The organism is Streptomyces sp. NPDC043867, assembly GCF_056435845.1.
In genome coordinates this window covers 144567-165761 of the sequence record NZ_JBWKDS010000014.1, presented here as the reverse complement: position 1 = coordinate 165761, position 21195 = coordinate 144567, and the positions used below count along the sequence as shown (strand labels likewise).

The following is a 21195-nucleotide window of genomic DNA, read 5'->3' as shown; positions in this document are numbered from 1 at the left end:
GTCCCAGGCCGCAGAACCGAAAGTCCCGGGTGGACACGACGGCACCCGGCAAGGGTCGGCTGTTGCAACGAATGTGCATCGAGTGCTGGTCACTCCTCCTCACCGGCCCGTCACCGCCGGGCCGTCACCTCCTGCTGGAGGCAGCGGCGCAGCTGGAGCAGTCCCCGACGGGAGTGGCTCTTGACCGTGCCCAGCGGCCACCCGGTGCGTTGCGCGATCTGCGTCTGGGTCAGGTCCTCGTAGAACGCGAGGTGGAGGACCCGGCGCTGAGGTGCGGGCAGTCGCGCCAGCTCGTGCCGCACCAGGACCCTGTCGAGCGCCGACTCCGGGTGCTGCGCCGAGTGGTCGGCGACCACGAGGGCGGAGCCGGCCGCGGTGACCAGGTCGCCGCGCCGGGTCCGCGCGGACAGGGCGTCCGCGACCTTGCGCCGGGTGATGCCCACGAGCCAGCCGGCGAAGACACCGCGCTCGGGGCGATAGCCGTCGCGGCCCCGCCAGGCGGCAAGGAACACCTGCTGCGTGACGTCCTCGGCCTCCCGTGTGTCGCCCAGGGAACGCCAGGCCAGGGTGTGCACCAGCGCTCCCCAGCGCCGGTAGGCGCCCGTCAGGGATGCCTCGTCGCCCGCCACGAAGCCCTCGACCAGGTCCGCGTCGACCAGGTCCGCGTCGGCGGGTGCCTCCGCCGCGGGGGCACCCGGGGGCAACGTCAGTGCGGTCATGACCTCGACTCCTCACGGTGGGGCTCGATCCGCTTTCCGGTGACCCCATGCTCAGGAGCGCGCCAAGCCGCCCACAAGTCGCATCGTTTCTGCGTCGTATAGTCGCGGCATGAGCGAGAACGGCCCGGCGCGGGCGGTCCCGAACCCGAGCCGGGAACGGTCGGCCCCGGAAGCCGGCCCCGGGCATCCCGTCCTGGAGACGGGCGTCACCACGGGAGCCCTGGCGCGTCGGCTCGGGGTGTCGCCCACGACACTGCGCTCCTGGGACCGGCGGTACGGCCTTGGCCCCGCGGTCCGCGCCGACGGACGGCACCGCCGCTGGACGCCCCAGGACGTGGCGATGCTGGAGACGATGTGCCGCCTGACGTCGTCCGGCGTGCCCCCCGCCGAAGCGGCCCGCGCCGCGAAAGAGGCCTCCGGCGCCGTCCCGCCGGCCTCCGGCCCACCGTCGCCCGGGCCGGGACCGCGCGGTCGCTCGCGGGCGCCCGGCGCGCTGCCCCTCGGGGACGCCCGCCAGGAGTGCCGCGGCCTCGCCCGCGCCGCCGTCCGGCTCGACGCGCCCGCCCTCGAACGGCAGCTGGCCTCCCTGGTGGAACTGCACGGCGTGGTCGCCGCCTGGGAGGACGTGATGGTCCCGACCCTGCACGCCGTCGGGCGCAAGTGGGAGTCGTCCGGGGACCGGTACGTCGAGGTGGAGCACCTGCTGTCCTGGCACATCTCCACGGCCCTGCGCCGTGCGACCTGGCCGGCCGGCCACGGAGAGGCGGACACCGGAACGGGACCCGTGGTCCTTGCCTGCGTCCCCGGCGAACAGCACACCCTGCCCCTGGAGGCACTCAACGCCGGGCTCGCCGAAGCCGGTCTGCCGACGCGGATGTTCGGCTCGGCCGTCCCCGTCGAGGCCCTGACCGCGGTCGTACGGCGGCTCGGCCCCTCGGCCGTCGTCCTCTGGTCGCAGGCGCGTTCCACGGCGAGCCTTCCGCTCGCGCGGCACGTCGCGGCCACCCGGTGGGGTGTCACGGGGGCGCGCCGACGGCCCGCCGTCCTGCTCGGGGGCCCGGGCTGGGCCGGCCAGCGGGCGCAGGGAATGCTGCGGCCGCCGGGCCTGCGGGACGCGCTCGCCGCGCTGGCCGGCACGTACGAGACCGGCGCCCCCGAGGTGCGTTCCTGACCGTTCCGCGATGGCCGTTCCCCGCTGCCCCGGCCGGGAACACTCCGGCATTCATGCATCCGCACAACCGGGGCAGCGGGAAGAACGGACGGGACGTACGCGATCGAGCACCGCGTCGGCGGACGCCCGCCGGGCGTCGACGGCGTACGGACGCCCGCCGGGCGTCGAGCGCGTACCGGACGCCCGCCGGGCGCTCCGCCGGAGCACCCGCCACAATGCGAAGGTGGTAGTCATGACCGGAACCCGCGGAGCGGCGGACGTGCTGGTGGTCGGGGCGGGCCTCGCCGGCCTCGCCTGCGCGCGGGACCTCGCCGACGCGGGCCTGGACGTCCGGGTCCTGGAGGCGTCCGACGCGGTCGGCGGACGCATGCGCACCGACCGCGTCGACGGTTTCGTCGTCGACCGCGGCTTCCAGGTCTTCAACACCTCCTACCCCCAGGCCCGGCGGCGGCTGTTGCTGCGCGACCTGCGCCTGCGGCCCTTCACCCCGGGCGTCCTGATCCACACCGAGGAGGGCGACCTCCGCTTCAGCGACCCGAGCCGTACCCCGCGCCGGGCGAAGGATCTGCTGCCCGGCCGGCTCGCCGGGACCCGCGACCTGCTCGCACTGGGCGCGCTGTCGGCCCGGGACATGCTGGCGCCCGTGCGGCTTCTCAAGCGCGGGGAGGACCGCACCACCCGGACCGCGCTGGCCGCCGCCGGGTTCTCCGAGGACTTCGTGGAGCGCTTCTTCCGCCCCTTCCTGTCCGGCGTCTTCCTGGAAGACGAACTCGAGACCTCCAGCCGCGTCTTCCACCTCGTCTGGCGCAGCATGCTGCGCGGCACCCTCTGCCTGCCCGCCGAGGGCATCGGCGCCGTACCCGCGCAGCTCGCGGACGCGCTGCCCTCCGGCACGGTCCGCCTGGAGACCCCCGTGGACCGTCTCACCGACGACGGAGTCGAGCTGAGCGCGGGCGGCGAACTCGCCGCGCGGGCCGTGGTGGTCGCCACCGGCCCGGGCCCGGCCGTAGGGCTGCTGCCCGAGCTGAGGGTGCCTCCGTACCGGACCGTCACGACGTACTACCACGCGGCCGAGCACGCACCGCTCGCCGAGCCGACGCTGCTCACCGACACCCGGCGCCGGTTCCTCAACACGTGCGTGCTCAGCGAGGTGGTCCCGGGCCACGCGCCGCCGGGCTCCTCCCTGGTGGCCACCTCCGTCCTCGGCGAGAACGGCGAAGGACGGGAGACGGGCGTACGCGAGGCCCTGGCGGAGGCCTACGGGACGGAGACGGGCGGCTGGCAGCTCCTGACGGTCCGTACCGTGCCCGACGCGCTGCCCGCGATGCCGCCCCCGCAGCCGCTCAGCCGCCGGGCCCTCGTGGCTCCCGGACGGTACGTGTGCGGCGACCACCGGGCCACCGGCTCCGTCCAGGGGGCGCTGGCCTCGGGGGCCAGGGCCGCGCGTGAGGTGCTGCGCGACCTCGGACGGTAGCTCCGTCACCCGGGCAGGCCCTGCTCACTCCCGGCCCCGCGCCCGCTTGAACCGGGCGAGCCCCTCGGCCAGCTCGACGACGGGGCCGGGATAGTCGAGAGCCGCACGTTCGGGACCCCGGAGCTTCCACGGCTCGTGCACGGCGGAGGTGTCCAGTCCCGCGAGTTCGGGCACCCAGCGCCGGACGTACGCCCCGTCCGGGTCGTAGCGCTTGGCCTGGATCACCGGGTTGAGGACCCGGTTGGGGCGGGTGTCCGTGCCGGTGCCCGCCACCCACTGCCAGTTGAGCTGGTTGTTGACGAGGTCGCCGTCCACCAGGAGATCCAGGAAGTGCCGGGCCCCGACCCGCCAGTCCACGTACAGGGTCTTGGTCAGGAAACTCGCGGTCAGCAGGCGGCCGCGGTTGTGCATCCAGCCCTCGTGCCGCAGCTGGCGCATCGCCGCGTCGACCACGGGGTAGCCGGTGCGCCCCTCCTTCCAGGCGGTCACGTCCTCGTGCGCCGATGTCGCGGACCGCCACTGGTCGTGCCGGGTGCGGTAGTCGGCTGTGGACGCGTCCGGCCGGGCGGCCAGCACCTGGTGGTGGAAGTCCCGCCAGGCGAGCTGCCGTACGAACGCCTCGGAGCCGGGGCCGCCCGCCCGGCGGGTGCGGTGGACCAGCTCGACGGGGGAGAGCGTGCCGAAGTGCAGGTGGGGCGAGAGCCGCGACGTGGCGTCGCCGGCCAGGTCGTCGTGGCGGTCCTCGTACGTGGCGAGCCCGTCGCTCAGCCAGGCCGCCAGCCGCTTCCTGGCCTCCGTCTCGCCGCCCGGAGCCAGGCCCTCGGAGATCCCCCGGGTGGCGCCGCGCGCGGGCAGGGGCTCGGAGCGGACGCCGTCCGGCACCCGGATCTGCCGGGGCGGGCCGAGCACCTCCCGCAGGTGCTGCCCGGACCACCGCCGGAAGTAGGGGGTGAAGACGGAGAAGTGGTCGGCGGAGAGCGGGGTGACGGCGCCCGGCGCCACCGCGGTGATCACGGTGTCGTGCACGTGGAGGCGGCAGCCCTCCGCCTCCAGGGCGGTCCGCAGCCGCTCCTCCCTGCGGTGGGCGTAGGCGCTGACCCCGGCCGCCATGTGGACCTCGTCGGCCTCCGCCTCGGCGACCACCTTGCACACCTGGCCGACAACGTCGCCCGAGCGCATGACGAGCCGGCCGCCGCGCTCGCGCAGTCCGGCGTCGAGATCCGTCAGGCAGTCGGCGAGGAACGCCAGCCGGTTCGGCGCGGCGAATCCGGCGGCGTCGATGCCCGCGTCGCGCACGAAGAGCGGCACGATCTCAGCCGTGCCGTCGAGCGCCGCCCGCAGCGGCGGATGGTCGTGCAGGCGCAGGTCGGAGGTGAACAGGACGACCGAGACGTTCATGGTGCGGCTCCGGTGCGGGCGGCGGGGAGAGGGGGTGACCAGCTGATTCGGGCGCGGCGGTCCCGGCGGATGCGGGCGCGGGGGTGACGGCGGGGGCCCGTCACGGGGCGGGGGAGGCCGAGGGTTCGCGCGCCTGGGCGGGCGCCTCCCTGGCCGCGGCCTTGGCGATGTTGCGGGCCATGCCGCCGAAGACGACGGCGTGGAAGGGCGAGACGCTCCACCAGTAGGCGTGGCCGAGGAACCCGTGCGGGTGGAACAGGGCGCGCTGCCGGTAGCGGGTCCGTCCGTCGTCGTCCACGTCGGCGTACATCTCGAGCCAGGCCAGTCCCGGCAGCCGCATCTCGGCCCGCAGGCGCAGCAGACGACCGGGCTCGATCTCCTCGACCCGCCAGAAGTCCAGCGAGTCACCGACCCGCAGCCGCGCGGCGTCGCGGCGTCCCCGGCGCAGTCCGACCCCGCCCACCAGCCGGTCCAGCCAGCCGCGGACCGCCCAGGCCAGCGGGAAGGAGTACCAGCCGTTGTCGCCGCCGATGCCCTCGATGACCCGCCACAGTGCCGCGGGGGAGGTGGCCACGGTCAGTTCACGCCGGTCCGTGTAGAGACTGCCGCCCGCCCAGTCCGGGTCGGTGGGCAGCGGGTCGCTGGGGGCGCCGGGCACGGACGCCGACGACCACCGCGTCGTCACCTGGGCGTCCCGCACCCGCTTCAGGGCCAGGGACACCGCCTCGTCGAAGCCGATCGGCCGTCCCGGCGGGTTGGCGACGTACCGGGCGATGTCGTGTTCGTGACACACCACCTCGTGGCGCAGCGACTCGGTGAGCGGGCGGGCGATCGACCGCGGCACCGGTGTGACGAGTCCGACCCAGTGACTGGAGAGCCGGGGGGTCAGGACGGGCACGGGCACGATCAGGCGGCGCGGCAGGCCGGCGATCACGGCGTAGCGGCGCATCATCTCCAGGTACGTCAGCACGTCCGGGCCGCCCAGGTCGAAGGCCCGGCTGACGTCGGCGGGCATCCGCGCGCTGCCGACGAGCGTGCGCAGCACGTCCCCCACTCCTATCGGCTGGATCCGGGTGCGCACCCAGCTGGGGGTGACCATGACCGGCAGCCGTTCGGTGAGATAGCGCAGCATCTCGAACGACGCCGAGCCGGAGCCGATGATGACGGCGGCGCGGAGCACCGTGGTGGGCACGCCCGAGGCGAGCAGGATGCGGCCGACCTCGGTGCGGGACCTCAGGTGCGGGGACAGTTCCTCCTCGGGCACGCCGGCCGGGACGAGACCGCCCAGATAGACGATGCGCCGGATGCCGGCGGCGCGGGCCTGCTCCCCGAAGAGCCGGGCCGCGAGGCGGTCGGTCTGCTCGAAGCCCTTGCCCGTGCCCAGCGCGTGGACCAGGTAGTAGGCGACGTCCATGCCGCGCATCGCCCCGGCGAGCGAGTCGGCGTCCGTGACGTCGCCGCGCACCACCTCCGCGTCGCCGGCCCAGGGGTAGTCGCGCAGTTTGGCGGGGGAGCGGGCCAGGCAGCGGACCCGGTGGCCCGCGGCCAGCAGCTCCGGGACGAGCCGCCCGCCGATGTAGCCGGTGGCTCCGGTCACCAGACAGTTCAGACCGGGGCCGGTCTCGTCACCGCTCATCGTTTCTCCGCTCACCGTGTCGTCCGTTCCGTCGGCCCCCTTCCCGATCTCTTCCACGCGGAGCGGCGCTACGGATGCGCGTGTACTCCTTCCGGGGCCCGGGCCGTCGTGTCCGGGCGGGGACGCGGGTTTCTATAGGCTGATCGCGTGGCTGGAAGAGACGACGGTGAGGACCCGGCGGGCGACCGCGAGCATGACGGCGGCGCGGCGCGGAGCCGCTCGGTGCCGCCGGACCTCCAGGCCTTCGCGGTGCAGCTGCGCCGGATGAACGGTGAGATCAACCGGCTGGTGCACGGGTTCGCCGGTGAGCACGGCCTGCACGCCACGGACATCCAGGCCCTGGCCGCCGTCCTGGACTCCGAGGAGCCGCTCACGCCGGGACGGCTGCGCGACCATCTCGGCCTGACGTCCGGGGCGGTCACCGCCTGCCTCGACCGGCTGGAGCGGGCCGGTCACATCCGCCGGGTCAGGGAGAGCACCGACCGCCGCGTCGTCCACGTCCACTACGTGCCCGACGCCAGGTCCGCCGCCCGTGCGCATTTCCGTCCCCTCGCGCAGGCGACCGACACCGTGCGCTCCCGCTTCAGCGAGGAGGAGCTGTCGGTGGCACTGCGCTTTATGACGGCGCTCAACGAGGAGCTCTCCACCGTCCGCGCGCCGGGCCGCTGACTTTTGCGCCCGGTGCATCCGGGCGGGTGCCTCGTCCGGAAGGGGTGGGGTGTGGGCTACGATCCGGACCCACTATCTCTCAATGATTAAGATTGTTTTCCATTGAGAGATATGCCCCGTCACTCTTTTCCGTCATTCCTGGAGAGCGATGTCCCTCACCGCGCGGCGAGCCCGCCGGCTGCTGCCCCTGGTCCTGCTCGTCGCCTGGCTCGGCATCGGAGGCGCCCTCGGGCCCTACGCCGGGAAGCTCGGCGAGGTCGCCACCAACGACCAGGCCGCCTTCCTGCCCCGCAACGCCGAGTCGACCCGGGTCATCGAGGAACAGCGCGCGTTCCGCCGGAACGAGACCCTGCCGGCGATCGTCGTCTGGACCGCCGACGGCGCACGGGTGACGACGGGACAGCGCGCCGCCGCCACCCGCGCCCTGACAGCCCTCCCCGGTGAACCGGGTGTCGTCGGCACGCCGTCGCCCGCGCTCCCCGCCAGGGACGAAAAGGCCCTGCAGGGCGTCGTCCAGCTCCGGCCCGGACTCGGCGACGAACTGCCCGGCGCGCTCGACCGGATCCGCGAGGCGGCGGAACGGGTCCCCGGCACGACCGCCCGGATCGCGGGCCCCGCCGCCGGCCAGGCGGACCTGTCCGACGCGTTCGCCGGGATCGACGGACTGCTGCTCGGCGTGGCCCTGCTGACCGTGCTGGTGATCCTGCTGCTCGTCTACCGCAGCCTTCTGCTGCCCCTCGTCATCATGGCCGGCGCCGTGTTCGCCCTCGGCCTGGCCTGCGCCGTCGTCTACGTCCTCGCCGACCACGACGTCGTGCGGGTCGACGGCCAGGTGCAGGGCATCCTGTCCATCCTGGTGATCGGTGCGGCCACCGACTACGCCCTGCTGCTGACCGCGCGCTACCGGGAGGAACTCGCCGCGCACGACGACCGGTTCGCCGCCGCGCGGGCAGCACTCCGCCGGTCCTGCGGGGCGATCGTCGCGAGCGCCGGCACCGTGGCGCTCAGCCTGCTCGCCCTGCTGCTCAGCGACCTCACGAACAACCGGGCCCTCGGTCCCGTCGGCGCCATCGGCATCGGCTGCGCCGTACTGAGCACGCTGACCTTCCTGCCCGCCGTGCTCGTCCTGCTCGGCCCCGCCGCCTACTGGCCGGCCAGGCCGCGGACCGCCGAGGCCGGAGGCGGCCACGGCATCTGGCGCGGGGTCGCCGGCCTGGTGGACCGGGCACCGCGCAGGGTGTGGGCGTCCGCTCTGGCGGCGCTGCTCGTGTGCGCCGCGTTCGCCCCGGCGCTCACCGCGAAGGGCGTACCGCTCGACGAGACCTTCGTCGACGACGCGCCCTCCGTCGTCGCTCAGGAGACACTCGGCCGGCACTTCCCGGGCGGTTCAGGCAACCCCGTCGTGATCATGACCGACGCGGACCGGCTCCCCCGGGTCGCGGCCGCGGCACGCGCCACCGAGGGTGTCGTGTCGGCCGTGGCGGTGACGGGGCCAGGACGTCCTGGTACGGGGGACCCGCAGGTCGTCGACGGCAGGGCGCGTATCGACGCCACCCTGCGGGCCGCCGCGGACAGCGACGCGGCCAAGGACACCGTCGCGCGCCTGCGCACGGCCGTCCACGCCGTGCCGGGAGCGGGCGCACTCGTCGGCGGCTACACGGCGCAGCAGTACGACACACGGAACACCGCTGAGCGCGACCGCACGCTCATCGTCCCGGTCGTCCTCGCCGTCATCCTGGTCATCCTGACCGGCCTGCTCCGCTCACTGCTGATGCCGGTACTGCTCGTGGCCACCGTCGCCCTCAACTTCCTCGCCACCCTGGGCGTCTCCGTGCTCGTCTTCCGGCACGGCTTCGGCTTCACGGGCACCGACGCGTCCGTCCCCCTGTACGGCTTCGTGTTCCTGGTGGCCCTCGGCGTGGACTACAACATCTTCCTGATGTCCCGCGTCCGGGAGGAGTCGCTGCGTCACGGTGCGCGGGAGGGCGTACGGCGCGGCCTGGTCGCGACGGGCGGCGTGATCACCTCGGCCGGTGTGGTGCTGGCGGCCACCTTCGCCGCCCTCGGTGTCATCCCGCTGGCCTTCCTCGTCCAGATCGCCTTCATCGTCGCCTTCGGCGTGCTGCTCGACACGCTGGTGGTCCGGTCGCTGCTGGTTCCGGCGCTGGTCCGGGATCTGGGGCCCGTCGCATGGTGGCCCGGCCCGCTCAGCCGCGGCGGCGAAGGCGGTTCACGAACATGACATGCACCGGCGGAACGCGGGCAGTCGCTCAGACACGGAGGTACCAGTCGGAATCGATGGTGGAGGTGTCTGCCGGTATGGGTGCGAAGGTGTTGGAGCGGTTTCCAGCGGGGTCTCCGCGCGGATCGTGGCCGGCGGAGGAGTACGCCGCCCGGCGCCGTGCCGAAGGCGAGCCCGCCACTGTGGTGATGGACCTCAAGTCGGACGCCTTCCTCGTGGTGATTCCGGCGCGGGAGGACGACTGAGCCTGTGCCCCCAGGGGGCGTTGCGCGCCCCGCCGGGACCGCGGCGCCCGGTGGGGCACCCGCCGACGTGATGCGGACGGCTCCCTCTGGCCGGGCACCCGCGGTGGCGCGATCGTCAGCCGAGGCGCATCGCGAAGCTGACGGTCGTCCCCGGGGCGCCGGGCACGATGGAGAGCCGGTCGGTGACGAGCCGGGTGAGCCAGAGCCCGCCGCGTCCGGGAGCGCCGCCCGGCCTGGGCGCGAGGTTCGCGAGCACGTCCTCGGTGCAGCCGGGGCCCAGGTCGCTGATCCGGCACTCCAGTTCCCCGCCCCGGTGCAGCAGGACCAGCGTTCCGTCTCCGCCGCCGTGCTGCACGGCGTTGGTGGCCACGGCGTCCATGGCGGTCACGAAGTCACCGCGCCGCGGCTCGAGAAGGCCGGCCAGGGCCGCGTGGCCGGCCACGAGCACCCGCAGGCGCGGGAGGTCGGCGCCGCCGAACCCCCGGTGCAGCAGGACGTCATGAGTGAGGTGTGAAGCCCCGTCACCCGTGTCGAGGGCCATGGGCGGATCACCCGGACACTTCGATGTCGGCCGGTCGCGCACCCAGCCGGCTCAGCAGCGTGGCGTGCCGGGCGGAGCAGCGGATCCGGACCGGTCGCCCGCTGTCGGACCGGCCGACCAGGAGAACCAGATCCTGCGCACACCGCACGCTCAGGAACTCCACGCGGCGCAGATCCATCGTGACGCTGCCGCGGCCGAGCGCGTCCCGCAGCGCACGCACGAACTGGGTACGGGTGGTGAGGTCGGCCTCTCCGACCAGATGGAGCGTGCTCCCCGAGTGCAGGCACCTCAACTGCCCGATGCGGGGGAGGAGATCGCGGGGATGGGCGCGCCGCATGGCGCGCAGCACCCGCTCGTCGAAGCGGTCCTCGTCGTAGGCGCAGATCTCGCTGTAGAAACCGTCGGAGAACAGGTGCTCGGCGCGCTGCTCCCGTTCCATCATCGTGTCGACGTCGGCGCCGAGGTCGGCCACCCAGCCCATGTCGATGTAGGTGCGCAGCCCGGTGAAACCCTCCTCGCGCGCGGTCCGGGTCTCCTCGCCGATCCGCTCCCACTGCCGGTCCGCCGTGAACTCCCCTGCGGGCATGATCAGTTGGCGCATACTGCTCAGGGTGAGCCGCCCCGTGCGCCGGGCCATCGCAAGCAGCGGTCCCGGCGCCTCCTCGAAGGCGGAGCAGATCTGACTTTCCGTCAGGTGGGGCGGCCCGAAGACGATCACCTTCTCGCCGCGGGCGAGGCCCGCCCACACGAACGCGGACATCACGTCCCGGCCGTGCGTCTCGCCCTCGTAGCCGAAGAACGCGTGGTCGCCCGGGCGCATCTGCTGGACGGGAATCGTCCCGGGATGCTGCTCGTGCTCCTCGTGCTCGCTCATGAGCAGGCCTGTTCACCTCCCGACTGCTGCCGTGGTGCCGCCCAGGTTAGTGGCGGCGGCGGCCGGGAAAGCGAGGTTTGCCGAGTTCGGGAGATCCGGCGGTCCGGGATACGAGACCGGACCGCTGTTCCTTGACGTCCTCGACGAGCGGCTGCGACGATCGACGTCATGAAGACACGACTGGACCTCACGCGGCGACGCCATGTCGACCTCGCGCGTGTCTCCAGCTCCTTCTGTTGTCGCGAAGCCTGACGATCTCCCGCCGGTAGGGTCCCTTCGCACCGGCGGTCCGCCCCGTTCCCACCGGCGGCCGCCCAGCGCGTTCCCCGCACAGCGCAGCCCCGTGCTCATCCGCGCGCGGCACCCCGAGATCTTCCAGGGCGGCAACTCCACCGCCGCCCGCGCCATGGCGGGCCGTGTCTCCGACTGGTACTTCTCCAACGGCAAGGACTTCGACGGCGTCACCGAACAGATCGCGGACGTGCACCAAGCCGCCACCGAAGTGGGGCGCACACCGCCGAAGTTCGGCCTCAACGGCTTCCTGATCGCCCGCGACACCGAGGCGGAGGCCCGCGAGACGCTCCGCGAGATCGTCGCCCGGGCGGACACCGAGGCCGCCGAGGGCTTCGGTGACGCGGTGAAGCAGGCCGGACGCTCCACCGCCGATGGCAAGGGCATGTGGCAGGACTCCACGTTCGAGGACCTCGTGCAGTACAACGACGGTTTCCGGACCGGCCTCATCGGCACCCCTGAGCAGATCGCCGAGCGGATCGTCGCCTACCGGCGGCTCGGCGTGGACCTCTTCCTCCTCGGCTTCCTGCACTACCACGAGGAGGTCTTGAGTACTTCGGCCGCCGGGTGCTGCCCCTCGTACGCGAGCTGGAGGCGCGGCTCCCCGAGCGCGAGGCCCGGTCCGTCCCCTCGCCCGCCTGAACCCACCGACATCCGCTCACGAAAGAGGGCCCCATGGCCACCGTCCTTTCCGTCTCCGGCAGCCCCTCCGCCTCCTCCCGCACCGCGAAACTGCTGCGCCACCTCGACGCCCGGCTGGCCGCCCAGGGACACGAGGTGATCCCCCTCGACGTCCGCACCATCCCCGCCGAGGCACTCCTCGGCGCCGACTTCCGGCACCCGGCCATCGTCGAGGCGACCGCACTCTTCGCACGCGCCGACGGCGTCGTCGTCGGCACCCCCGTCTACAAGGCGGCGTACTCCGGCGTGCTCAAGGCCCTGCTCGACCTGCTGCCGCAGTACGCGCTCGCCGGCAAGACCGTCCTGCCGCTCGCCACCGGCGGCAGCACGGCACACGTACTGGCCCTCGACTACGCACTGCGCCCGGTGCTGAGCTCCATGGGCGCCGCGCACATCGTCCAGGGATGGTTCACCCTCGACAAGGACATCATCGCGGGCGAGGACGGAGGTATCTCCGTGGCGCCCGCCGCCGCGGAGTCCCTCTCCCTGGTGGTGGACCAGTTCGCGGCGGCGCTCGGCCGTACGCCCCTGCTGGCCGCGGCGGGCTGACGCCGTGTCCGTCCGAGACGGCCGCGTTCGTCCGGACCAAGAGCCGCCCCTGGTTCGAGAGCGGGGTCGACAGCGCCGCCGAGGACCCGCTGCTGATCCAGCGGTTCGGCGAACCGGCCGTCCGGGTGCGGGCGTCCGAGGCGCTCCTGGCCGCAGGGGCCCGCGCGGTCGACCTTGCCGCGGGCACGCTCACCGAGGGCTCCGCCGCCGAGGCCTCGATCGCGGTGGCCGCCCCGAAGGCGCACGCGGCCGCCACCGCTGTGGAGGTGGCGGGGGCCCCCTTCGAGGTGTCCGGCACCCGCTCCGCGCTCAACTCCCTGAATCTGCACCGGCACTGGCGGGACGCCCGCACCCACACCCTGCACGACCCGGCCCGCTGGAAGATCCGGCACATCGGCCGCTACGCGCTGAACGGAACACTGCCCCCGCGCCACGGACTCCTCTGAGTCCGCCATGATCGGAGATCGTCCCGTGTCCCTCGCCTTCCACTGGTTCCTGCCCACCAACGGCGACAGCCGGCATGTCGTGGGCGGCGGCCACGGAACCCCCGCCACCGCCTCCGGCCGGGACCGGCCGCCGACGGTCGCCTACCTGAGCCAGATCGCCCGCGCCGCCGAGGATCTGGGGTTCGTCGGCGCACTCACCCCGACCGGTGCCTGGTGCGAGGACGCCTGGATGACCACCGCGATGGTCAGCCAGCACACGGAACGGCTCAAGTTCCTGGTCGCCTTCCGGCCGGGGTTCGTCTCCCCGACCCTCGCCGCGCAGATGGCGTCCACCTTCCAGCGGCAGACCGGCGGGCGGCTCCTGCTCAACGTCGTGACCGGCGGCGAGAGCCACGAGCAGCGGGCGTACGGCGACTTCCTCGACAAGGACGCCCGCTACCGCCGTACCGGCGAGTTCCTGCAGATCGTGCGGGACCTGTGGGAGGGCAGGACCGTCGACCTGTCCGGCGAGCACCTCCAGGTCGAGGATGCCCGCCTCGCCCGGGTGCCGGATCCCGTGCCCGAGATCTATTTCGGCGGCTCCTCGCCCGTGGCGGGCGAGGTCGCCGCGCGGCACGTGGACGTCTATCTCACCTGGGGCGAGCCGCCGGCCCAGGTCGCCGAGAAGATCGAGTGGGTCCGCGGCCTGGCCGAGAAGGAGGGACGCCGCGTCCGGTTCGGCATCCGGCTGCACGTGATCACCCGCGACACCTCCGAGCAGGCGTGGGCAGAGGCCCACAAGCTGCTCGACGGGTTCGATCCGGAGACGGTGAGGTCCGTGCAGGCCGGGCTCGCCCGCAGCGAGTCCGAGGGCCAGCAGCGGATGCTCGCCCTGCACGGCGGCAGCCGGGACGGCCTGGAGATCCACCCCAACCTGTGGGCCGGGATCGGCCTGGTCAGGGGCGGTGCGGGCACCGCGCTCGTCGGCAGCCACGACGAGGTCGCCGAGCGCGTCGCCGAGTACCACCGCCTCGGCATCGACGAGTTCGTCCTGTCGGGATACCCGCACCTGGAAGAGGCGTACTGGTTCGGCGAGGGCGTCCTGCCCCGGCTGGCCGCCCGGGGGCTGTGGCAGCACCCCTTCGCCCCGACGCCGACGCCATCGGCCCAGGTCCCGTTCGCGAGCTAGGCGAGCCGTGTCCCCGGGCACGGAGGCGGCTCCCCACCCGGAGGGCCGCCTGCCGTGTGCGAAGTCCCTCGACCGGCGTGCCCGGGCGCGGTGAGGGGGCGGGCCCTGCCCCCCTCGGAAAGCACTCCCGGCGCGCAGGGGCGACCCCGGGAGATCCTGCCGGAGCACAGGCGACGTCGGGGGAGAGTCGCCCGGCGGAATGGCGACCCCGTCGGCCGGGTCCTGGCCCGTCGGTCGCCTAGGGCCTGTCGTTTGGATCAGGCTGGCTGTGACCGACGGTTCGTCCTGACCGGCCCGAGTGGGGTCTGGCGCGTGCAGCTGCAAGGCGGAGGAGGGAGTCGACGCGGAGCGTCGGCGACCGACGACAACGCCGCAGATGTGCGTGCCGGACCCCGCGACGCCGGCATGATCCAAACGACAGACCCTAGCGAGCCCCGAGCGAAGTGAGGTGTGCCCCGCGCACCTCGGCCGTCTGCCCCTGCACCAGCAGGAACATACCCTCGCGGGCCAACCGCTGGGCCGGACTGCCCAGGTCCATGGCCCGTCCGCCGCCGGCCACGACCGCCGCGGTCGTGGCCGCGCGCATCAGGTCGTACGCCTGTGTCTTGCATGCCAGCCGCTCGTCGAGGTGCTCGTGCGGTACCGGGTGGTCGGCCAGCGCGTACGCCTGTCTCCGCACCCGGCCGAGCCGGGCACGCAGGCTCCGCGCGGTCTCCTCGGCGGCCGGGTCGCCGGTCAGGAGCCCGAGCGCCGCCTCGGTGATCCCGAAGACGGCGGGGGACGCGTTGGTGTTCTTCGGACGGTCACCGGCCGCCCAGGTCTCGTACGGGACGCGCAGCGCCACGGCGTCCTCCGGGAGCCACAGCCCGGCCAGCTCCAGCGAGACCGTACGGGAGGCGCCGAGCGCGGCGAGCCGCATCGGCGGAGACGGGCGCAGGCCGGGCTGCTCGCGTGCCTCGGTGAACGCGAACAGCGCCTCGCCGGCGTCGGTCACCCCGGCCAGCAGCATCACGTCGTTCAGCCCCCAGCCCGTGTAGTAGGGGACGTGGCCGTCGAAGCGGCGGCCACTGCGCTCCCGGGTGACCCGGACCGGAACACGCGGGTGGGCACGCAGCTGCGCGTACGCGACCCCCGACAGGAGCTCCCCCCTCGCCAGCGGCCCCAGCAGCCGCTCCCGGGCCGCCGGTTCGCCCTTCACCAGCGTCTGTACGGGCGTGTGGTGCTGGGTCTGCACGAACCATGTCGAGCAGCACGCTCCGGCGAGGATCTCGGCGATCTCCCGCGCCACCGCAGGCGGCGCGGCCGACCCTCCGTACTCGACCGGAGCACTCACCCCGAGCAGCCCCGCGCGCCTGATCGCGTCGAGGCTGCTCAGGGGTACGCCCTCCTGGTCCACCCGCTGCGCACGGGGTGCCAGCACCTCGTCCGCGAGCCGCCGCGCCCGGGCGACGAGGGGGTGCGGTGCGGTGGTCATCGAAGGAATCTCCCGGTGTCGTGGGGTCCGGTGCCGTTCCGGCGGCCTCCCGTGCTGCTGCCGCCGGGGGGAGCCTCCCGCGCCGGAGTCCTGAAGGAGATCATGCACAGTCCCGGCGTCCTTCACGCCGAGCCGCGGGCGGACGTGGCCCCGGCGCCGTGCCGTGGGGTCACCGGAGCCACGGATCCCACGCTCCTCGCGAGACGATGCCGGTCCGGCCACGACACCCGTTCCCTCAGCCGGGAATTTATGAGGGCAGCCAAATGGTTGGCATATACATCCAGCTGTTTGACCAGCTCACGAGCACCCCGCGCGGCTCCCCGGCCGCGCCCGACCAGCGAGGCACTGTGAACCACACCCCCACTCCCGAGCAGCCCGCCGACGTCGTCTCCCGGCTGCGCGCCACCTTCCGTTCCGGCCGGACCAAGCCCGTCGAGTGGCGCACGAGCCAGCTGAACCGCCTGCGCGAGCTGCTGACCACGCACGGCGAGGACCTCGCCGCCGCTCTGAACGAGGATCTCGGCAAGAGTTCCACCGAGGCCTTCCGCACCGAGATCGACTTCACCGTGCGCGAGATCGACCACACCCTGGACCACCTCGACGGCTGGCTGCGCCCCGAGCCCGCCCCCGTCCCCGCCCACCTCGGCGCCGACGCCACGGCCTGGACGCAGTACGACCCGCTCGGCGTCGCCCTGGTCATCGCGCCGTGGAACTATCCGCTCCAGCTGCTGCTCACGCCGTTGCTCGGCGCACTGGCCGCGGGCAACGCTGTGGTCGCCAAGCCCAGCGAGCTGGCCCCCGCCACCTCCGCCGCGCTGGCGCGGCTGCTGCCGCAGTACCTCGACACCGACGCCGTAGCCGTCGTCGAAGGCGGCGTCCCGGAGACCACGGCGCTGCTCGCCGAGCGCTTCGACCACATCTTCTACACCGGCAACGGCACGGTCGGCCGCATCGTGATGCGGGCCGCCGCGGAGCACCTCACGCCCGTGGTCCTCGAACTGGGCGGCAAGTCCCCGGCGTTCGTCGACGGCGACGCCGACCCGGCCGTCGTCGCGGACCGTCTCGTGCGCGGCAAGTTCCTGAACGCGGGGCAGACCTGCGTCGCACCCGACTACGTCCTGACGGACCCCGCCACCGCCCGCGCCCTCGAACCCGAGCTGGCCCGCGCCGTCGAGCGGCTCTTCGGCGCCGACCCGCGAACCTCGCCTGAGTACGGGCGCATCGTCAACGAGCGGCACTTCGACCGGCTCGGGGCGCTGCTCGACTCCGGGCGAGCGGTCACCGGCGGCGGCGCCGACCGAGCCGCCAAGTACATCGCGCCGACCGTCCTCGCCGACGTCGATCCCGAGGCGCCCGTCATGCAGGAGGAGATCTTCGGCCCGATCCTGCCGATCGTCACGGTGGCGGACCTCGACGAGGCCATCGGCTTCATCAACGACCGCGACAAGCCGCTGGCGCTGTACGTCTTCACCGAGTCGGACGACACGCGCCGCAGGCTGGCCGCCGAGACGTCCTCCGGAGGCCTCGGCTTCGGCCTGCCGCTGGCCCATCTGACCGTCTCCGACCTGCCGTTCGGCGGGGTCGGCGAGAGCGGCATGGGCAGCTACCACGGCCGCTACTCGATCGAGACGTTCAGCCACCGCAAGGCCGTACTGGAGAAGCCGCTCGGCTGAGCAGTCGACGCAGTGGCCCGGGTCCGCGCGGGACGGCCCGGGCCATCGGCATGCCCGCATGGGCGTGGCCGTCGGCGCACCCATACGCGAAGGGGCCTTTCCGGCAAGGGAGTTGATGCCTCTACCAACGTTGTCGGATTCGACTGGTCTACACCCTTGACTGGTACAGACCAACGCGGTTGAGTGTGCCTCCACAACCCCCCACCGCGGCCGCCCCCGACGCCGTGCCGGTGCTCGCCGGCGCGTGCGTGCAGGACCCAGCTCCGCCCTGCGCCGGGCGCGGCCGTGTTCGCAAAGGAGTCGATCCTGTGTCGAGGCGCCGAATCTCCGCCGTCATGGCCGCACTCATCGTCGGCACGGCCGCACCGGTACTCCTGCCGGCCGCGGGCGCGTCCGCCGCGTCCTGTTCGAGCTACCCGAGCTGGGTCGCCGGAAAGTCCTACGTCACCGGCAACATCGTGCGGTACACCGACGGCAGGGCCTATGTCGCCGAGCACGACAACCCGGGCTACGACCCGACCATCAGCACCTGGTACTGGGAGCCGTACGCCTGCGACGGCTCCACCACGCCGTCCGACGGCTTCGTCGTGAGCGAGGCCCAGTTCAACCAGATGTTCCCGAACCGGAACTCCTTCTACACCTACAACGGCCTGAAAGCCGCCCTCAGTTCCTACCCGGGCTTCGCCAAGACGGGCAGCGACACGGTGAAGAAGCAGGAGGCCGCCGCCTTCCTCGCCAACGTCAACCACGAGACCGGTGGTCTGGTGCACGTGGTGGAGCAGAACACCGCCAACTACCCCCACTACTGCGACTGGAGCCAGCCGTACGGCTGCCCGGCCGGCCAGTCCGCGTACTACGGCCGCGGCCCCATCCAGCTCAGCTGGAACTTCAACTACAAGGCCGCGGGCGACGCGCTCGGCATCGACCTCCTCCACAATCCCAGCCTGGTGCAGACCGACGCGTCCGTGGCCTGGAAGACCGGGCTCTGGTACTGGAACACCCAGAGCGGACCCGGCACGATGACGCCCCACAACGCGATGGTCAACAGCGCGGGATTCGGCCAGACGATCCGCAGCATCAACGGCTCGCTGGAATGCGACGGCAAAAACCCGGCCCAGGTGCAGAGCAGGGTGGACGCGTACCAGCGGTTCGTGCAGATCCTCGGCACATCCGCGGGCGGCAACCTCTACTGCTGAGGAGGTCCTTCCGGTTCTGCACTGTCAGGTGCATGGCATGGTGCGGCATCCTGTGTCCGCGTTCGCTCCGCCCGTCCTCGTCGTCCGGCACGGAAGGACACCGTCACAGTGATGCCGCCCCCTCGCACCCTGCTCGCCGTCACCGCCGCGGCGCTCGCCTCGGTCCTCCTCGCACCCGGCCCGGTGAGCGCCGCGGACGTGCCCGGCCCCGGCTCCTACTACGTCCAGAGCGCGACCACGGGACTCAACGCGGCCGACAGCGGGGGAGCGGTCGTCCAGCACCGTCCCCGCGGCAACGAGGACCATCAGCAGTGGATCCTGCGGTCGCGCGGATCCTCGTACGTGCTGGAGAGCGCGGACGCGGCCGGCCGTTGCCTCGGCCGTTCCGGAGACCAGGCCAGAACGGTCGCGTGCGACGCCGGTGACGCCGCGTGGGAGGTGACGCCGGCCGGGGCCGACCGGTACACGCTCCGGGCCCCCGGCACGGACCGGTATCTGACCGTGGGCGCCAGACCGGCCGGTGCCAACCACCCGGAGCAGCTGGCGGTCGGCGCCGCGGGAGAGCTCGCCGCCTGGTACCTCACCCCCGTCGACCCGCAGACCGGCCCGATGCCGCCCCAGGACCGCCGCACCCTGGACCAGGTCACCTTCCTCACCACGCACAACGCCTACGCCAACGGAGTCGACGGCGGCTTCGCACCGCCCTTCGTCAACATGTTCCCGAACCAGACGCGCGGCATCGACCGGCAACTGTCCGACGGTGTACGCGGGTTCATGCTCGACGTCCACCAGACCTCCGACGGTGCCATCCTCTGCCACAACAGCTGCACCCTCGTCAGCAGACCGGTCGCCCTGTGGGTCGACCTCCAGCGCATGGTGAACTTCCTGAGGCAGCACCCCGACCAGTTCGTCACCGTCTTCCTCGAGGACTACGTCGACCCGGGCGTCCTGCGCGGCGAACTCGCCCGTGTCGACGGCCTGTCCGACGTCCTCTACCGGCCCGACCGGACCGGCGTCCGTGAGCACGGCTGGCCCCGGCTGGCGGACCTGCTGGCCGCGGACGACCGCCTGCTGATCCTCACCGACCACAGCCGCTCCTCCGACGAGGCCGCCGGGCTGACCCGCGACAGCTTCGGCGTCATGTACCAGCGGGAGTGGACGGTGGAGAATCACTGGTCCATGGGATCGGGGCTCGGCTCCTCCGACTGGTCCTGCTACAGCCGCTGGTACGACGCCGCCACCAACATCCCGCTCACCCGCACCGAGGGCGCTTTCCGCCCGCTGTTCGTCATGAACCACTTCCGCGATGCCACGGTCGCCTCCACCGCCTCGGCGGACAACGGCAAACTCGCCGACCGCGCCCAGCGGTTCTGCCGTCCCGCCGCCCGCAAGAAGCCCAACTTCCTGGCGGTGGACCGCTACGACCTGGGCAGCCCCACGGCCGCGGTCGACACCCTGAACACGTACGCGTATCCGTGAAGGCGGCGACTCAGTCCCTCGGGTAACCGATCCCCACGATGTCCTTCGCGACCCCTGCCAGGCTCGTCGCCGGATTCAGCGCCCGGACCACCTCTTCCGTCAGCGGGCGTGACGCGAAGGCATGACGAACGGCGTCCAGGTCGACCGGGACCGCGTAGTAGTCCTCGGCCCACCGCTGAAACGCCTGCGGCGAACGGTCCACCAGCAGCTGCGACCCGGCGTACCGGCCCGGGACTTCCGGGCACGTGACCCAGCGGCGGCAGAGACCGGACCCTTCTCGGAGTTCGCACAGGGCCTGCCCACACAGCTCGCAGCCCCCGTGCGAAACTGCCGGGATGACGTCGAAAACGATCACCGCGGCCGCCGCCGGGACCTGGACCATGGGTGACCTCGTCGTCAACCGCGTCGGGTTCGGGGCGATGCGGCTGACGGGCAGCGCCGCCTTCCACCAGGGCACGCCGAGCGACCGGAACCGCTCGGTCGCCGTGCTGCGGCGCGCGGTCGAACTGGGCGTCAACCACATCGACACGGCCGCCTTCTACTTCTCGTCCCTGCGCTCGGCGAACGAACTGATCAACAGCGCGCTGGCCCCGTACACGGACGACCTGGTCATCGCGGTCAAGGTCGGGCCGTACCGCGACCAGTCGGGGGAGTGGGCCGCCCCGGCGCGGCCCGCGGACCTGCGCGGACACGTCGAGGAGAACCTGCGCCAGCTCGGCCGCGACCATCTCGACCTGGTGTACCTCCGGCGCATGCGGCAGGAGTCGATCTCGGAGCACTTCGGCGCGCTGGCCGAGCTGCGCAGGGCCGGACTGATCCGTCACCTCGGCGTCTCCGCGGTCGAACCCCGGCATCTCGCCGAGGCCCAGGCCATCGCGCCGGTGGTGAGCGTGCAGAACCAGTTCGGCCTCGGCTCCCCGGACCCCGGGACCGACGCCGTGCTCCGGATGTGCGAGGAACAGGGCATCGCCTTCGTCCCGTTCTTCGCGATCGCGGGCAAGGGCGGCTCCCGGGGCCCGAGCGGCGCCGACGGCGACGCCGTGAACGCCGTCGCGCGTGCGCACGACGCGACGCCCGCCCAGGTCCGCCTGGCGTGGACGCTGCGCCAGGGCCCGCAGGTCCTCGCGATCCCCGGCACCGGCAACCCCGGGCACCTCGCCGAGAACGTGGCCGCGGGCGCGCTCCGCCTCACCGACGAGGAGACGGCCCGCCTCGACACGCTCCACCGGCACGGCGAGTGACGCGGGCCCGCGGGGAGGCGCCCTCGCC

Annotated in this window: 19 protein-coding genes and 2 pseudogenes; 14 read left to right on the top strand and 7 right to left on the bottom strand. The window is 73.1% G+C overall.

Annotated elements, in window-relative coordinates; all coding sequences use genetic code 11:
* Positions 1-110: 110 nt before the first annotated feature.
* Positions 111-719 (bottom strand): sigma-70 family RNA polymerase sigma factor, encoded by a 609-nt coding sequence (locus AC069T_RS16670; RefSeq protein WP_478783436.1) that lies wholly within the window; start codon positions 717-719, stop codon positions 111-113.
* A gap of 109 nt (positions 720-828) precedes the next feature.
* Here AC069T_RS16670 and AC069T_RS16665 point away from each other — a divergent pair, with 109 nt between their 5' ends.
* Positions 829-1890, top strand: a complete 1062-nt coding sequence (locus AC069T_RS16665; protein WP_478783435.1) for a MerR family transcriptional regulator — start codon at positions 829-831, stop codon at positions 1888-1890.
* 232 nt (positions 1891-2122) lie between these two features.
* On the top strand, positions 2123-3364 hold the full coding sequence (locus AC069T_RS16660) for an NAD(P)/FAD-dependent oxidoreductase (RefSeq protein ID WP_478783434.1): 1242 nt from the start codon (positions 2123-2125) through the stop codon (positions 3362-3364).
* Positions 3365-3388: 24 nt separating this feature from the next.
* On the opposite strand, the gene AC069T_RS16655 is transcribed toward AC069T_RS16660, so the two are convergent.
* Both AC069T_RS16655 and AC069T_RS16650 read right to left on the bottom strand, forming a co-directional pair.
* Positions 3389-4762 (bottom strand): cryptochrome/photolyase family protein, encoded by a 1374-nt coding sequence (locus AC069T_RS16655; protein ID WP_478783433.1) that lies wholly within the window; start codon positions 4760-4762, stop codon positions 3389-3391.
* A 100-nt stretch (positions 4763-4862) separates the two neighbouring features.
* Complete coding sequence (locus AC069T_RS16650; RefSeq protein ID WP_478783432.1) at positions 4863-6398, bottom strand: SDR family oxidoreductase; 1536 nt, start codon at positions 6396-6398, stop codon at positions 4863-4865.
* Positions 6399-6545: 147 nt separating this feature from the next.
* Here AC069T_RS16650 and AC069T_RS16645 point away from each other — a divergent pair, with 147 nt between their 5' ends.
* From AC069T_RS16645 to AC069T_RS16635, 3 genes are all read left to right on the top strand, one after another.
* Positions 6546-7067: a MarR family winged helix-turn-helix transcriptional regulator gene (locus AC069T_RS16645; RefSeq protein ID WP_478783431.1), complete on the top strand. Its 522-nt coding sequence runs from the start codon at positions 6546-6548 to the stop codon at positions 7065-7067.
* 148 nt (positions 7068-7215) lie between these two features.
* Positions 7216-9309 (top strand): MMPL family transporter, encoded by a 2094-nt coding sequence (locus AC069T_RS16640; RefSeq protein ID WP_478783430.1) that lies wholly within the window; start codon positions 7216-7218, stop codon positions 9307-9309.
* A 56-nt stretch (positions 9310-9365) separates the two neighbouring features.
* Positions 9366-9554 carry a hypothetical protein gene (locus AC069T_RS16635; RefSeq protein WP_478783429.1) on the top strand — a complete coding sequence of 63 codons (189 nt, stop codon included), beginning with the start codon at positions 9366-9368 and terminating at the stop codon, positions 9552-9554.
* Between the two features lie 115 nt (positions 9555-9669).
* On the opposite strand, the gene AC069T_RS16630 is transcribed toward AC069T_RS16635, so the two are convergent.
* Both AC069T_RS16630 and AC069T_RS16625 read right to left on the bottom strand, forming a co-directional pair.
* On the bottom strand, positions 9670-10095 hold the full coding sequence (locus AC069T_RS16630; RefSeq protein ID WP_478783428.1) for an ATP-binding protein: 426 nt from the start codon (positions 10093-10095) through the stop codon (positions 9670-9672).
* Between the two features lie 7 nt (positions 10096-10102).
* Positions 10103-10969, bottom strand: a complete 867-nt coding sequence (locus AC069T_RS16625; protein WP_478783427.1) for an MEDS domain-containing protein — start codon at positions 10967-10969, stop codon at positions 10103-10105.
* 168 nt (positions 10970-11137) lie between these two features.
* Here AC069T_RS16625 and AC069T_RS16620 point away from each other — a divergent pair, with 168 nt between their 5' ends.
* From AC069T_RS16620 to AC069T_RS16600, 5 genes and pseudogenes are all read left to right on the top strand, one after another.
* On the top strand, positions 11138-11221 hold the full coding sequence (locus tag AC069T_RS16620; protein ID WP_369265308.1) for a putative leader peptide: 84 nt from the start codon (positions 11138-11140) through the stop codon (positions 11219-11221).
* A 109-nt stretch (positions 11222-11330) separates the two neighbouring features.
* Positions 11331-11902: pseudogene (locus tag AC069T_RS16615) on the top strand (LLM class flavin-dependent oxidoreductase); the annotation flags it as partial.
* A gap of 33 nt (positions 11903-11935) precedes the next feature.
* On the top strand, positions 11936-12490 hold the full coding sequence (gene ssuE / locus AC069T_RS16610) for an NADPH-dependent FMN reductase (RefSeq protein ID WP_478783426.1): 555 nt from the start codon (positions 11936-11938) through the stop codon (positions 12488-12490).
* Between the two features lie 11 nt (positions 12491-12501).
* Positions 12502-12936, top strand: a pseudogene (locus tag AC069T_RS16605) (acyl-CoA dehydrogenase family protein); the annotation flags it as partial.
* Positions 12937-12961: 25 nt separating this feature from the next.
* The gene (locus AC069T_RS16600; RefSeq protein ID WP_478783462.1) at positions 12962-14104 is read left to right on the top strand and encodes an LLM class flavin-dependent oxidoreductase; all 1143 of its coding nucleotides are present in this window, start codon (positions 12962-12964) and stop codon (positions 14102-14104) included.
* 424 nt (positions 14105-14528) lie between these two features.
* Here the strand turns inward: AC069T_RS16600 and AC069T_RS16595 are convergent, their stop codons facing one another.
* Positions 14529-15578: an acyl-CoA dehydrogenase family protein gene (locus AC069T_RS16595; RefSeq protein ID WP_478783425.1), complete on the bottom strand. Its 1050-nt coding sequence runs from the start codon at positions 15576-15578 to the stop codon at positions 14529-14531.
* Positions 15579-15925: 347 nt separating this feature from the next.
* On the opposite strand from AC069T_RS16595, the gene AC069T_RS16590 reads away from it, so the two are divergent.
* The 3 genes from AC069T_RS16590 (at position 15926) to AC069T_RS16580 (ending at position 19926) form a co-directional block, all read left to right on the top strand.
* Positions 15926-17251, top strand: coding sequence for an aldehyde dehydrogenase family protein (locus tag AC069T_RS16590; RefSeq protein WP_478783461.1), 1326 nt, complete (start codon positions 15926-15928; stop codon positions 17249-17251).
* A gap of 308 nt (positions 17252-17559) precedes the next feature.
* The gene (locus AC069T_RS16585) at positions 17560-18447 is read left to right on the top strand and encodes a glycoside hydrolase family 19 protein (protein WP_478783424.1); all 888 of its coding nucleotides are present in this window, start codon (positions 17560-17562) and stop codon (positions 18445-18447) included.
* Between the two features lie 111 nt (positions 18448-18558).
* Entirely contained in the window at positions 18559-19926 is a 1368-nt protein-coding gene (locus AC069T_RS16580) for a phosphoinositide-specific phospholipase C-related protein (RefSeq protein ID WP_478783423.1), read from the top strand.
* A 10-nt stretch (positions 19927-19936) separates the two neighbouring features.
* On the opposite strand, the gene AC069T_RS16575 is transcribed toward AC069T_RS16580, so the two are convergent.
* A complete protein-coding gene (locus tag AC069T_RS16575) occupies positions 19937-20128 on the bottom strand; it encodes a hypothetical protein (protein ID WP_478783422.1) in 192 nt (63 codons plus the stop codon).
* A 133-nt stretch (positions 20129-20261) separates the two neighbouring features.
* Here AC069T_RS16575 and AC069T_RS16570 point away from each other — a divergent pair, with 133 nt between their 5' ends.
* Positions 20262-21167 (top strand): aldo/keto reductase, encoded by a 906-nt coding sequence (locus AC069T_RS16570; protein ID WP_478783421.1) that lies wholly within the window; start codon positions 20262-20264, stop codon positions 21165-21167.
* Positions 21168-21195: the final 28 nt, after the last annotated feature.